This window comes from Methanoculleus thermophilus (assembly GCF_001571405.1).
In the GTDB taxonomy this organism is placed as follows: Archaea; Halobacteriota; Methanomicrobia; order Methanomicrobiales; family Methanoculleaceae; genus Methanoculleus; species Methanoculleus thermophilus.
The window spans coordinates 276,975-289,373 of record NZ_BCNX01000006.1; the positions used below are offsets into that span (position 1 = coordinate 276,975).

At 58.2% G+C, this 12,399-nt stretch carries 13 protein-coding genes; 6 read left to right on the plus strand and 7 right to left on the minus strand.

Translation table 11 applies throughout. The features are described 5' to 3' along the window. Positions 1-82: 82 nt before the first annotated feature. The gene (locus MCUTH_RS04625; protein ID WP_066956199.1) at positions 83-2,503 is read right to left on the minus strand and encodes a CDC48 family AAA ATPase; all 2,421 of its coding nucleotides are present in this window, start codon (positions 2,501-2,503) and stop codon (positions 83-85) included. A gap of 46 nt (positions 2,504-2,549) precedes the next feature. Here MCUTH_RS04625 and larC point away from each other — a divergent pair, with 46 nt between their 5' ends. Together larC and radB are read left to right on the plus strand one after the other, a co-directional pair. Beyond that, positions 2,550-3,743 (plus strand): nickel pincer cofactor biosynthesis protein LarC, encoded by a 1,194-nt coding sequence (gene larC / locus MCUTH_RS04630; RefSeq protein WP_066956202.1) that lies wholly within the window; start codon positions 2,550-2,552, stop codon positions 3,741-3,743. Next, positions 3,740-4,417: a DNA repair and recombination protein RadB gene (radB, locus tag MCUTH_RS04635; RefSeq protein WP_066956206.1), complete on the plus strand. Its 678-nt coding sequence runs from the start codon at positions 3,740-3,742 to the stop codon at positions 4,415-4,417. The genes larC and radB overlap by 4 nt, the downstream gene beginning before the upstream one ends. Here the strand turns inward: radB and dapF are convergent. From dapF to MCUTH_RS04665, 6 genes are all read right to left on the minus strand, one after another. Further along, positions 4,404-5,222 (minus strand): diaminopimelate epimerase, encoded by an 819-nt coding sequence (gene dapF, locus MCUTH_RS04640; protein ID WP_066956950.1) that lies wholly within the window; start codon positions 5,220-5,222, stop codon positions 4,404-4,406. The genes radB and dapF overlap by 14 nt on opposite strands. A 293-nt stretch (positions 5,223-5,515) precedes the next feature. Continuing rightward, a complete protein-coding gene (locus tag MCUTH_RS11310) occupies positions 5,516-6,073 on the minus strand; it encodes a DUF4367 domain-containing protein (RefSeq protein ID WP_161937571.1) in 558 nt (185 codons plus the stop codon). Between the two features lies 1 nt (position 6,074). Further along, the gene (locus MCUTH_RS11555; protein ID WP_066956212.1) at positions 6,075-6,590 is read right to left on the minus strand and encodes a hypothetical protein; all 516 of its coding nucleotides are present in this window, start codon (positions 6,588-6,590) and stop codon (positions 6,075-6,077) included. A gap of 527 nt (positions 6,591-7,117) precedes the next feature. Further along, positions 7,118-7,297, minus strand: a complete 180-nt coding sequence (locus MCUTH_RS11880) for a hypothetical protein (protein ID WP_066956214.1) — start codon at positions 7,295-7,297, stop codon at positions 7,118-7,120. Between the two features lie 110 nt (positions 7,298-7,407). Further along, on the minus strand, positions 7,408-8,298 hold the full coding sequence (locus MCUTH_RS04660) for a hypothetical protein (protein ID WP_066956217.1): 891 nt from the start codon (positions 8,296-8,298) through the stop codon (positions 7,408-7,410). A 244-nt stretch (positions 8,299-8,542) separates the two neighbouring features. Continuing rightward, positions 8,543-9,676, minus strand: coding sequence for a hypothetical protein (locus tag MCUTH_RS04665; protein WP_066956220.1), 1,134 nt, complete (start codon positions 9,674-9,676; stop codon positions 8,543-8,545). A 317-nt stretch (positions 9,677-9,993) separates the two neighbouring features. Here MCUTH_RS04665 and MCUTH_RS11715 point away from each other — a divergent pair, with 317 nt between their 5' ends. From MCUTH_RS11715 to MCUTH_RS04680, 4 genes are all read left to right on the plus strand, one after another. Continuing rightward, positions 9,994-10,155 carry a hypothetical protein gene (locus tag MCUTH_RS11715; protein WP_161937572.1) on the plus strand — a complete coding sequence of 54 codons (162 nt, stop codon included), beginning with the start codon at positions 9,994-9,996 and terminating at the stop codon, positions 10,153-10,155. A gap of 118 nt (positions 10,156-10,273) precedes the next feature. Further along, positions 10,274-10,702, plus strand: coding sequence for a pre-peptidase C-terminal domain-containing protein (locus MCUTH_RS04670; protein ID WP_224732718.1), 429 nt, complete (start codon positions 10,274-10,276; stop codon positions 10,700-10,702). Continuing rightward, entirely contained in the window at positions 10,641-11,471 is an 831-nt protein-coding gene (locus MCUTH_RS04675) for a winged helix-turn-helix transcriptional regulator (protein WP_083524762.1), read from the plus strand. The genes MCUTH_RS04670 and MCUTH_RS04675 overlap by 62 nt, the downstream gene beginning before the upstream one ends. 475 nt (positions 11,472-11,946) lie before the next feature. Beyond that, positions 11,947-12,357, plus strand: a complete 411-nt coding sequence (locus MCUTH_RS04680; RefSeq protein ID WP_150468677.1) for a hypothetical protein — start codon at positions 11,947-11,949, stop codon at positions 12,355-12,357. Positions 12,358-12,399 lie beyond the last annotated feature (42 nt).

The window sequence follows — 12,399 nt, forward strand, 5'->3', positions numbered from 1 at the left end:
AAGGGTGAGGAGGCCCCTCTGCCCGCAATTATCCCAATATCAAGGACGGATCGCCGCAAAAAAAAGAGTTTTGATCTTTCGGTTACTGGTATTCCAGCGGCTGCGTCTCTTTCGGCAGCCCGCCCTTGAAATGCTGCTGGATCTTCTGGTAATACTGCCGGAGCCGATCGTTCATCGTCGCGTGCACCCTCTCCCGTGCCCGCTCGAAGTGCGCCTGGTTCACGAGGGGGGCCCCTTCCCGCATGGCAAGCATGGCCGCCTCTCTGCCGAGCGCCTCGAGGTCCGAGCCGACGAACCCCTCGGCATCGGCCGCGACCTTTCGCAGGAGCTGGGTCCGGGCGGGGTCGTCGATGGTAATCTTCTGCTCGGCGAGGAGGTCGACGATCTTCTTCCTCCTTACGTGGCGGGAGAGCCCTTCTTCTCCCTCGCTTGCCGCAATCGCGGCACGCTGGGTCCTGAAGTCCTCAAGGCTCGCCTGGCGGTTGGTCCCGACGGCCAGGATCAGATCCTCGATCTCGTTCTCCGAGAGCCCCTCCGTCATGGCCACGAGGTCCTCGATCACGGAGCCCTCGATCGGCATGTAGCGGGTGTGAATCCCGAGGATCTTCTCCCGATCATCCCGGCTGGGCTCGCCGATATAGACGAGCCGGTCGAACCTCCCCGGCCGCAGAAGCGCCGGGTCGACCATATCCGGCCGGTTCGTTGCGCCCATCACCACCACGCCGCGGAGTTCCTCAAGACCGTCGATCTCGGTCAGGATCTGGTTTAAGACGCTCTCGATCACGTGCGACTCGGTGCCGGCGCCGCGGGCGGTGGCAAGAGCGTCCAGTTCATCGAAGAAGATGATCGACGGGGCCACCTGTCGGGCCTTCTTGAAGACCTCGCGGACGGCACGCTCGCTCTCGCCGACCCACTTCGAGAGGAGTTCGGGTCCTTTGACCGGCACGAAGTTCGCCCCGCTCTCGCTTGCGACTGCCTTTGCAATGAGGGTCTTTCCTGTTCCCGGCGGCCCGTAGAGGAGGACACCCTTCGGCGGCTCGATGCCGAGTTCCTCGAACCGCTCGCGGCGGGTGAGCGGATACTCGACCGCTTCGCGGATATCCTGCTTTGCCTCTTCAAGTCCGCCCACATCTTCCCACGATATGTGCGGGACCTCAAGGAGGATCTCACGCATGGCGCTCGGGCCTACGTCACGGAGGGCGTCGCGGAAGTCTTTCCCCTGCACCTCCATCTTCTCGAGGATCTCCGGCGGGATCTCCTCGGCCTCCATATCGATCTCGGGGAGGTAACGCCGCAACGCCTTGATCGCTACCTCACGGGCGAGGGCGGCAAGGTCCGCACCGACGAACCCGTGGGTCTGCTGGGCGATTGAAGAGATCACCACGTCGTCCGCAAGCGGCATACCGCGAGTGTGGATCTGGAGCACCTGAACCCGGTCGTCCTCCGAGGGGACCCCGATCTCGATCTCGCGGTCGAACCGTCCGGGACGCCGGAGGGCCGGGTCGATGGCGTCAAGCCGGTTGGTGGCGCCGATCACCACGACCTGTCCCCGTTCCTCAAGCCCGTCCATCATCGTCAGGAGCTGGGCCACGACACGCCGTTCGACCTCTCCGGTCACCTCTTCACGTCGGGGTGCGATCGAGTCGAGCTCGTCGATGAAGATGATGGCAGGAGCATGCTGCCGGGCGTCCTCAAAGACCTCGCGGAGCCGCTGCTCGCTCTCGCCGTAGTACTTCGAGATGACCTCGGGCCCCGCAATCGAGATGAAGTGGGCACCGCTCTCGCTTGCGACCGCTTTTGCGATGAGGGTCTTTCCCGTTCCGGGCGGTCCGTAGAGGAGAACACCCTTCGGGGGCTCGATGCCGAGCTTACGGAAGATCTCGGGATGCCGCATGGGCAGTTCGATCGTCTCACGGACGCGCTGCAACTCGTCCTTTAAGCCGCCGATATCCTCGTAGCTGATCCGTTTCACGCCCTCAAACCCGGCAGCAGGTTTGTCGGAGAACTCGATCTTCGTGTTCTTGGTGATGATCACGGCGTTCTCCGGCTCGACCACCACGGCCTTGAATGCAACCAGCTGGGGCTGCATGAACGGGAGCCCGGCCTGGATCGGCACGGAGTCGTTCTTGACGATCGGGAAGTCGATCAGCTTGTTGACGACGCTGCTGTAGTTGATGGGAAGCTGCTTTGGGAGGTCCTCAGGAGGTGCAAGCACGACCCGTTTCGCCTCGACCTCTTCGTCCAGCGTTTTTACCTTTACGCGGTCTCCGATGCTAGCACCGGTGTTGAGCCGTGTAAAATTATCGATGCGGACCTTACCCTGGTGCCAGTCGTTCACCATGGCACGCCAGACTTTGGCCACAGTGCGACGCTTACCCTCAATAGCGACGAGGTCTCCGGGGCTGAGCCGGAGCTGCAGCATGGTGTCTGGGTCAAGACGTGCCTTGCCCGCCCCCTGATCCTCCGGATACGCGCTATCCACCTTCAAGTATATCTCGGGCATTACCTCTAGTTCTTATATTTCGGGGATTTATAAGTACTGGAGGCGCATGAAAGTACTTCTCTTCGACCCGTTCAACGGAGCCGCGGGCGACATGATCATCGGTTCTCTCCTCGATCTGGGGGCGGACGAGGGGTTTGTTCGGGCGGCGATGCGCTCCGTCGTCGGAGAGCCGACAATCGAGCGGGTGGACCGCTCCGGTATCCAGGCCATCCAGGTGAGGACGAACGCACCGGTGCAGCATCGATCGCTTGACGAGGTGCTCGATATCGTGGCAGGAAGCGACGCCCCTGCGGCCGCACGCGAGATGGCCCGCCGGGTCTTCCTCCGGATACACCGGGCCGAGGAGAGCATCCACGGAGAGGGCGCGCACTTTCATGAGGTGGGTGCGGACGACGCGATCGCCGATGTTCTCGGGGCCTGCACCGCACTCCACTCCCTCGGCGTCGAGAAGGTCGCCGTTCACCCGGTGGCCCTCGGCCGGGGTTTTGCGGTAGGTGCACACGGGACCTTCCCCATTCCGGCCCCTGCAACCGTGGCCATCCTCGCGGAGTCCAATCTCGCGACCGTTCCGGGGAACGAGGAGCGTGAACTCTGCACCCCGACGGGGGCCGCACTCCTTGCCGAATTCTCGACGACCCGGTCACAGGATCTCGGCCCTGCGGCAATCCGGGCGGTCGGCTACGGGGCGGGGAGCAGGAACCCCCCGGGGAGGCCCAACGTCCTGCGCTCGATGATCCTTGAGACGGAGGAAAAGGGCCACGGCGACCGGGTGGATATTCTCGAGACGAACGTGGACGACGTCACCGGGGAGGCCCTCGCCTATACGCTCGGCCGTCTGATGGAGGAGGGGGCTAGGGATGCAAGCGCAAGCCCCATCGTGATGAAGAAGGGCCGGAGCGGACACCTCGTCCGTGTCATCTGCCGTCCCGAAGCGACCGATCGCCTCGTCGGCGTGATGGCCGCAGAACTAGGGACGCTCGGGATACGCTGCATACCGATGGTTCACCGCTCCGTCGCCGAGCGGACCGTCGAGCGAATCACGGTCAGCTTGCGCGGGCAAGAGATCGCGGTAGACGTCAAGTGCGGTTGGTCGGGAGGAAAGATCACCTCCTTCAAGGCGGAGTACGAGCAGGCGGCAGCATACGCGAGGGATCTCGGGATTCCGCTCCGGGAGGTCACGGGAACGGTTGAGGCGGCTGCACGCCGGATCTTTCTCGAGCGGGGTGTGCTTGACCCATGAAGTCCGAGCGTGTCAGCACGGGGTGCCGGCCCCTCGACGACCTGCTGGGCGGCGGGCTCGAGCGGCGGGCCATCACCCAGATCTACGGCGAACCGGCGAGCGGAAAGAGCACCCTCTGTCAGATGGCCACGGTGGCCTCTCTCCGGGCCGGGAACTCGGTCGTCTACATCGATACTGAGGGGTTCTCGGTCGAGCGCTTCTCGCAGATTGCCGGAGCGGATGCAGGGACACTTGCGGACCGGCTCTACCTCTTTGAACCGTTCGATTTTGCCCAGCAGGGGGTGATGATCGCCGATGCGGAAGGGCTGCTCAAGAGAGACGGTCACGCCCCCGTCGACCTCATCGTGATGGACTCGGCGACCGCACTCTACCGGACCGAGCTCGATCTTGGGCGGGAAGCACTGCGCAAACTCCTGCGCCATATCATAAAACTCCTCGGGCTTGCGAAGAAGTACGATATCCCGGTCCTGATCACCAACCAGATCTACGTGGACGTGGAGCGGGAACGGGTGGCGGGTCTTGGGGGGACGGCGCTTGAGCACATCTCAAAGGCCATCGTGAAGCTCGAGAAGAAGGATGGTTCCCGGCGGGCGATGCTTGCAAAGCACCGGTCCCGGCCGGAAGGGCTCTCGTTCGATTTTGTGATCACCGAAGACGGGATCAGAACGATATAACGCCGGTAAAGACCGTCTCGGCGGGGCCTTCCATCGTGACGGTCTCGCCAAACCGGATGACGAGCGGGCCGCCTTTTGTCTCGACCCGCACCGTATCACCGGTCTTTCCGAGGTGGCGGGCGACGGCGGCGGACGCCGTGGCCCCTGTCCCGCAGCTGAACGTCTCGTCCTCGACGCCGCGCTCGAACGTCCGGATCCGGAGCGAGCCGTCGCCCGCCTCTTCGACGAAGTTGACGTTCGCACCCTCAGGGAAGGTGGGGTGGTTCCGGATGACCGGGCCGACGGCGGCGATATCGACGGCGCCGATCTCCTTTACAAAGATGACGGCGTGGGGGACGCCGGTGTTTGCGGCATACACGGTGAAGTTCAGGATCTCCTCTTTATATTCGCCGTCCCCGACGGCGGGGATGGCGCTCCGCTCGAAGGCCGGCGTCGGCATCGTGATCGTCGCCGTGAACTCGTCGTCGGTATAACCCATTTTCACCGGGACTATCCCGGCCCCGGTCTCGACCGAGCAGGACTCTTTGACGTAGCCGGCATCGTAGGCGTACTTCGCGAGGCACCGGATGCCGTTCCCGCACATCGCGGCCTCGCTCTCGTCGGGCTGAAAGAGCCGCATCCTGATATCGGCGGCATCGGATGCCTGGAGGAAGAGGACGCCGTCCCCGCCGATGCCGAACCTGCGGTCGCAGAAGAGCGCTGCAAACGCTCCCTTCATCTCCTCGGGGATGGCTTCCTGTTCGAATTCGTCAATCAGAATAAAGTCGTTGCCGTTTCCCTGCAGTTTGGTAAATCCGATCTCCATCTCCATAGTGTAGCCTCTCTATTGTAGGTATTGGGAGCGGCGGGTGATAAACGGTGGTGCCCGGGTGGAGGATGGGGGATCTTTGAGATGGTCCTCTGCCTTCCCGGCATGAGTGCATCTACGATGTCGGAACAGATGATCGGTTCCTACTCCTCCATGTGCCTCTCGGATATAATGAAACAGCGGACAGCAGAATCAACCCGGAGACCAGGTAACGGATGCCTCTTGCATGGGGCATTCCACAGACCGAAGGTAGCAGGAGAGGTCGAAGGCAAAAAGGGGGACGGCGATGATCAGGCCGATCTTCCAGAACCATCCACCGATGCTGCAATCGCCACCATCTCATCCATCTCCTGTGTGCCGGAAAGGCAGTATGCATAGCGGCTATCACTCCAACGAAGCATGTTTTCCCCATCTCCGGGAGTAAACGTTCCGTTTGTCCCGTCGATCGTCACCCCAACAGAACCTGTGGTTTTCTGCCCCGGGCAGGGGTTGCCCGGGACAGGCACCTGCGTGATACGAAGTTCATCCTCGCCTTTCGCGTAGATCAAGGATATTCGGTTGTCCGGTTCGCCATGCTGTAATGCATACGAAAAAGAGTAGCCACCTGGCAGATACGATGGTACCGGGAGATCCGTACCAAACTTTTCATGCACCTCTTTTAGCGTATACACGATGACGGGTGTTATCGCAAGTGGTGGAGCGGTTGGATCGGTTGTAGGGCCGATAATAGATCCGTTGCTGCCGGAATCGGATTTTTGAGGCTCTTCCCCGTAATCGAGGCATCCTGCAGCAACCAATCCCACAACCAGTAGTACAAAGGTTACTAGAGTAAGCATTTTTGGGTTCATGTCAACTCCTCTTCTCCTGTAAATCATTGTACAACTGATCAATACTTGGATAAAACGTGAAGAAATCAGCAGGACAATCAATTGTAAGTTCATCAGGGCGCTTATTGAACAACGCTAACATTTTTTTGGGCACACGAAGAACCACGATGCCTTCATCATCTCTGATTTCTGAAGGGGAATAGAATGTTGTTATTTCGGCGTCGCATCCTTGATGTGCCGTTAAACTTGATTTCTCAGCCGTTAATTTGACTAGCCGGGGATCAGTGCTTTCGTTATTCTCTAGTATCCACGATTCGGAAAAAACCAGAGTGATCAACTCTGATTCATCAAGGGGATCTGCAATTTTAATGTCGTCGGTGATATAGTCAGGGGTGACGGCGTATCTTGAAGGCTCTGGCCCCTCTACAAGGGAAGTTGTTCGGTTTTCACCTGCACTTACAACAGACACCATCATCACACTCACCAGCAGCACGGCGAGGAGCATGGAAAATGCCTGCATTCCAATTTTTCCGTTCATTTCACATTCCTCCAGGGATTTCCCGGAGGCAGGAGAGGCATACCTTCAAGTACGGGAAGCGCACACATTCCCTTTGCCTCCGGGCGCGCGGGACGTTCACCCATCCGATTCGTTACTGGCCGGGTGAACCTCCGCACCGTTGCAGGCGCCGCCTGCGGCACTCATGATTGAAAACTTAACGTTCCTCCTATATCCCTTTTCTGTCACGATCATCTACACGTCGGGGCATTGCATCCATTTGGCTCTCTTAAATATGCCGCAGCCGTCAAGGACCTGTGCTGAGATGATCGATAGGAGAGACCTGATGCCAGGAGGTCACGCCAGCCGGTATTTGGCGGGTCCGGGGCAGTGTCTCTCCCCGGGGACCTCCTTCATGACCACGTCGTCAGCACCACGTAATACACACTCTCGTACTCTATGAGCGGGTACTGCCCGGTCTCCCGGTCGGGGCCGTAGGCATCGCGGAGCGCCTTGCTCTCTGCGTACGAGACTTGAGCGCCTCCGATGACGCGCTGGTCCCGCGAGCCTCACTCCCACGCCGACGGGTTGTGCTCTTCGCCCCGGATCACTGCATCGAGCGCGGGGTGCTGCTTTAAGTCCTGGTCGGTCAGGTGGATGACGGATGCATTCTCCGGGGGAGCAGCTGGGACCCTCATGACGGGCGGGCATACCAAGAGGGCGGTGCCTCCTGTGTAGGTCTGCTTCATGCCGTTTTTCCTCCAAGTTTTCGTCTTCGGATAACGGGGCGGAACGTGGACAAACTCCAGACCACAGGACCCACGCCGAAGGGGAGGAGCCGCCGCCTGACCCTCCGGCATCAGGCCGCTCCCGTTGCTTTACGGATGAAGACGAGGTGACCCCAGGGGGAGGACGACGCCGGTTGCTCCCCGGGCCGTGACCAGCCGGGTTCCGTATCGATCTTGATACCCGCCAGAACGTGCCACGCGGTGTCGTTCGCGGCGGGCTGTATTCCCACGACCTTCGAAACAGGTGTCAGGTTGAGCGAACCGGTGGCACCCTGGGTAAAGTATCCGCACCCGGTAGTCCAGGCGACGCCTGTCGTGTCGTGAGCGTGAAACCCGACCGGGCGGCCGAACAACCCGGAGAATATGCCGAAGATATCGAAGGTGTTCAGGAGTTTTCCGACAACGTCTCCTGGGGACATCGGGTATCGCGGGGAGGTCTGGGGGCTGGATTGGCTGAAGAATCCACCAAAAGGCTTTAGAGAGTAATATGCCGTGTCCAGGTCATAACTTACGCAAAATCCCGAGTTTCTCCAGCCCTCCTCCGGCGTCATAGCGATGTAAGACCCGAGGCAGAAATACTCGTGACCCGGATCACTGTCGTTAGAGTGCTGCTGGTAAAGTACCGTTGTTGCGATCATCTGTCCGGCGCCCGGGGATACCCGGACGGTCGTGTGGCGTGCGACCTCGACATACTCGTCGGACAAACCGGCCGCATCACGGAGATATTCACGCACCACCAGGGCTTCCTTGCCGGATATCCAGTCCTCCGCCCGGGCCGCAAAACCGTCCGGTGCCGAGGTCGCTCTATCAGTCACCTCGGCGTAGGATACCGTGGCACCGTCGGGGAGGACACAAGTGTAGTATCCGGCGAGCTCTGCGTCAGGGGGGATATTCGGGAAGAAGACCGCTTCATACCGGAAAGACCGATCTATGTTGGAAAGGACGGAGGAAATACCGGGCACGCGGTCTCTCCAGTCAGTTACCTCACGCGGCGAGAGGTTTTCATGAGATAGGTAGAGCGAATCCGTATTCGAACTATTGAAACCGTCATAAGATGAGTTCCCGGGAAGCGCACAGGCTACATCGATCGCTGCAATGCAGACACAAAGTAGCACTATGAAAGACAAGCATTCGATCCGGGTCTGTTCCTTCGGTTCAGACGTCAAAAAAAGAAAAGTTGGTGATGTTGACATAGACTATCCATGGTTAGGTCTGAACGTATCCCCCGCTCCACTTAACCTTACAGAGATGACCCCAGGCGTTCGTTCCGGAAGGAGCGAAATATACGATACCATCAACAATCTTTTCCCAACCGTTTGAGACATCGGCCATCGCTCGGGAGATAACATATGTGCTACCATCTCGCGCGGATGACTGCGAACAGTATGACTGCTGGCCTGGAGTGAATTCGAATGTAGTAGCTGCGCAACTGGCCCACAAGTTAAACTCCTCGTCCCAGTTATACGTGTTGCCATACGGGTGGTGAAGTTCAACACGTGTGTCAGGAATGGCGGTTGACCACTGAAGCACACAACCCCCGGTACCAAGAGAGAGGCCGACTGTCGTATACCCCGTCGTAGTCTGTGGATTATTCTGGCTTACATAAACACCCGGCAAGTGCTGATAATAACCCGGGACGGAATAGTCAGAATCTATTTCCACATTAAACTGGTAGTTTCTATACGGCTCGTAACCAGATATATCAATGCCCGGATCAGTTCTCAAGGTCGTCTTTGTGAAGAAATAATCCTGATTCGAGTTAGTTTCTTGATTATCCCAGTACCATGTCGTTGTAAGGTACGCACGCCCGACACCAGTGTAGGTTCTACTTATCGTCGCGGTATGAATTGGAGTCGGTCCGTATGAAAGAAGCCCAAAACTGCCCTCTTTGAGAGACTCGGCTGTTTTACTCTTCAGCGGCCCATCAATCCAAGCATCTGCATGAGAAGATATTTCCTCCAACGAGGGGTTATCTTCGGATGAAACTACCTCTGCATAGGATACGCTCTCTCCATTTGGAAGAACCCGAAACACGTAAGCAACTACTTTCTCACCTTCAGATATATCAACTTCAGCTGTGCCGATATACCTCGGGGGGACATTCTTAAATTCTTCTTCAAAGGAACTCATTGCTGTTTGAGTCCTAGCGCTGATCAATTCCTTGGGTATTTCAGAATCAACAAGACGTACAGTGTACTTTTCCATGTCATACTGCACATTTTGTTCGGTACCCTGAGACTGCCACACCTCTTCGACGGCCATGACCGGCACCAGCATCGCACTCATCAGCATTACTGCCAGGAGTGTAGAAAATGCCCGCATTCCAATTTTTTCATTCATTTCGTTTTCCTCCGATAGTGTCCCGGAGGCCGGAGAGGCATACCTTCAAGTACGGGAAGAGCACACGTTCCCTTTGCCTCCGGGCGCGCGGGACGTTCACCCATCCGATTCGCTACTGGTCGGGTGGACCTCCGCACTGGTGCAGGCGCCGCCTGCGGCACCTACAAGTGTTCACTGGTCAGTTTTGAGATATACCTTTTCTGGGACAAACACCAACTCGACGTGCGGCTTTTCTGGAAAAGAGCAGGGCTAGCACCCCGGGATCGCTATAGGCAACACCGCCGGCAACGGACCCTTTCCGGGAGGAACCCCGCCCGATGACAAAAGCAGCGCCCGAAGGAGCAGAGATGTTCCAACTGATCCGGTGCAGGGACGCTCTCGGCGTTCACCGCGCGCAGGCCGCCCCGGTACGCCCGTACTGCATCAATCTCTTCGGATATGGCAGCTCCAGGCACGATACGGTCTTGTTAGTCCTCTAACACGTTCGTCTCCGGGAAAAGTGAGCGCAGAGGCGAGAATAGAATTGGTGTTTGTCCCATAAAACTCATAAAACGCGGATCACAATCCTTCTTCATGGCATCAGCAAAGAGAAAACGCATGGCATTTGTCCTGCTGCTCGTCGTTGCCTTCCTTGCCGTGCCTCCCGTGTCGGCAACGGAAGGTGACGGGTACACGATTCGCCCTTCGACGTCGGACGACCCTGTGACGACCCTGCGGCTCTCCGACACCGTCAGTCAGGGCGAGACCAACAGGCACCAGTTCTACGTCGGAAGCGGCGTCGCATATCTCGAAGTGTACCTGAACTGGGGATCGACCTCCGACTCACTGGCGTTGACCGTCTACGCCCCTTCGGGTAGTAAGATCGGCACGTTCCGCGACAACGCCGATGGCGCTGTAAATGGAAAAATTCATATCGACATTGACCCGGATAGTGGTTATATAAGTCAGGGGACCTGGACCTTCGATGTATACGGCGAGAAAGTATCCTCTCAGAGATCATACACCCTCAACCTCTACCAGCACTAGATCGGGCAGGCTTCTCCGGCTGCTCACCCTCTCGGTCCTCTTTTTGGTGCTGCTGGTGTCTGTCGCCGATGCCACTGAATACACGGTCCGGCCCTCGAGAAATGTCGGACAAGAGCCCGGTACCTCTATGTCGGGCGAGAAGGTGCAGGAGATCGACCCCATCCCGCTCTGGCTCTTCCTGTTGCTGTGCATATTTCCCCAGTTGACGGCGGCCCCGATCGAAGCTCTTCTCCCCCTGAAGGCTGTCGGATACTTCGGGTACAGAAGGGTCTGTAGAGAAAATGCTCTGGACAACCCACGGAGGCTTGAGATCCTCAGTTTCATCAAGGCAAACCCGGGGCTGCATTTCAGGGAACTATTGAGGACTATGTCCGTAGCGAGAGGGACGCTTGATTACCACGTCAGGGTAATGGTATCCGGGGGCCTTTTGAAGGCAGTGCCGGAGAAAGGAAGAATTCATTATTTCCCCGCAGATTCACGTTACTCGGCCGAGGAAGAGACCCTTATCATCGCGATGGAGAACGACAGCCTGAGGAGGATCATACTACAGATCCACCTGAATCAGGGTGCACGCACCGAAGAACTCGCAGAGGAGTCGGGCCTCTCCAGGGCTACGATATATACGCACGTCAAGCATCTGGAAGATCTGGGAATTGTACGATCGGAAAGGGCGGGACGGTCCGTGCGGTATGCCCTCACCGACGATTATTCCCGCGTATTGATGATCCACCAGAACAGCAGTCCCGAACCCGCCCGGGTTTCGGTGTAACATGTCGATGGATGGGCCCTCCCGAATGAGTTCGGAGTCCTGAGAGTTGCGGTTGACATGTCTTCTCCACAAGATGCTTTCAGACACTTTTGCCTTCTCGGTTCTGATGAACGAGGCTACAATGCTCGACTTCCGCTGGTGACGGGTAGGTGCGCGCGCTTTGCATGCAACCGGCATCCGGGTACGGCGCCGGAGTAACGGGCTCCGATACCTGTAGGCCCACTTGTTTTTCATGTCTGGGGCCGTCGGGTGCTCGGTTGAGCTGATGATTGTCCTAGAAATAGTATATGGGAGAACGGCGAATCCTCCATCGGTGATACCGCACGCGGTATCCCGCGGGGCCGGGAAACTCGATTGGCGTCGTGCCCCGGCTCCCACAGCGTGCCCGGAGGGCGATAGGGCTATTGGTGCTCGGAAGAGATAGCCATTGTGGTCCTGTGTTCCTTTGGGTACCTTCTAAAACCGAGGAACGAAGATGACACAGAAAAAAGGTCCTTATATCAGGCCTGTACTCATGGCCCTGTTACTCGTGGCCATGGTTGCCGTGCCTGCGGTGAGTGCATATCAGGCGTCAGACTATGCGACGTCTTACAAAGAGACGTTGCCAACCCGGATCCAGTACTACGCTGAAACCGACGTGACCGAGGTAATGGATGAGATCTATATCCAGGCAAGCCTCTGGCATACTGACAGCTCGTCAACCACCAGGGAAGTCAGTATTACTCCTATGGAGGTCTATTACAATGTGGATGACGCCGGTGCATATGGGGTGTATTCCAATCCTGCGCCGGGCGACTACCAGGCCCGAGGATACCGTGCGCTGGTCGAGAACGGTGTCGTATCGAAGAGCTGGTTTAATCAGAACGGCTGGACCCAGGTGAGATAGCCTGACCTCATGCTTCTGGCCTTGGGACCGTTGTTTCCTGTA

Coding starts and splice junctions, on each gene's coding strand:
- MCUTH_RS04625 (WP_066956199.1), bottom strand. CDS start 2,503: ATGCCCGAGATATACTTGAAGGTGGATAGCGCGTATCCGGAGGATCAG.
- larC (WP_066956202.1), top strand. CDS start 2,550: ATGAAAGTACTTCTCTTCGACCCGTTCAACGGAGCCGCGGGCGACATG.
- radB (WP_066956206.1), top strand. CDS start 3,740: ATGAAGTCCGAGCGTGTCAGCACGGGGTGCCGGCCCCTCGACGACCTG.
- dapF (WP_066956950.1), bottom strand. CDS start 5,222: ATGGAGATCGGATTTACCAAACTGCAGGGAAACGGCAACGACTTTATT.
- MCUTH_RS11310 (WP_161937571.1), bottom strand. CDS start 6,073: ATGAACCCAAAAATGCTTACTCTAGTAACCTTTGTACTACTGGTTGTG.
- MCUTH_RS11555 (WP_066956212.1), bottom strand. CDS start 6,590: ATGAACGGAAAAATTGGAATGCAGGCATTTTCCATGCTCCTCGCCGTG.
- MCUTH_RS11880 (WP_066956214.1), bottom strand. CDS start 7,297: ATGAAGCAGACCTACACAGGAGGCACCGCCCTCTTGGTATGCCCGCCC.
- MCUTH_RS04665 (WP_066956220.1), bottom strand. CDS start 9,676: ATGAATGAAAAAATTGGAATGCGGGCATTTTCTACACTCCTGGCAGTA.
- MCUTH_RS11715 (WP_161937572.1), top strand. CDS start 9,994: ATGACAAAAGCAGCGCCCGAAGGAGCAGAGATGTTCCAACTGATCCGG.
- MCUTH_RS04670 (WP_224732718.1), top strand. CDS start 10,274: ATGGCATTTGTCCTGCTGCTCGTCGTTGCCTTCCTTGCCGTGCCTCCC.
- MCUTH_RS04675 (WP_083524762.1), top strand. CDS start 10,641: ATGTATACGGCGAGAAAGTATCCTCTCAGAGATCATACACCCTCAACC.
- MCUTH_RS04680 (WP_150468677.1), top strand. CDS start 11,947: ATGACACAGAAAAAAGGTCCTTATATCAGGCCTGTACTCATGGCCCTG.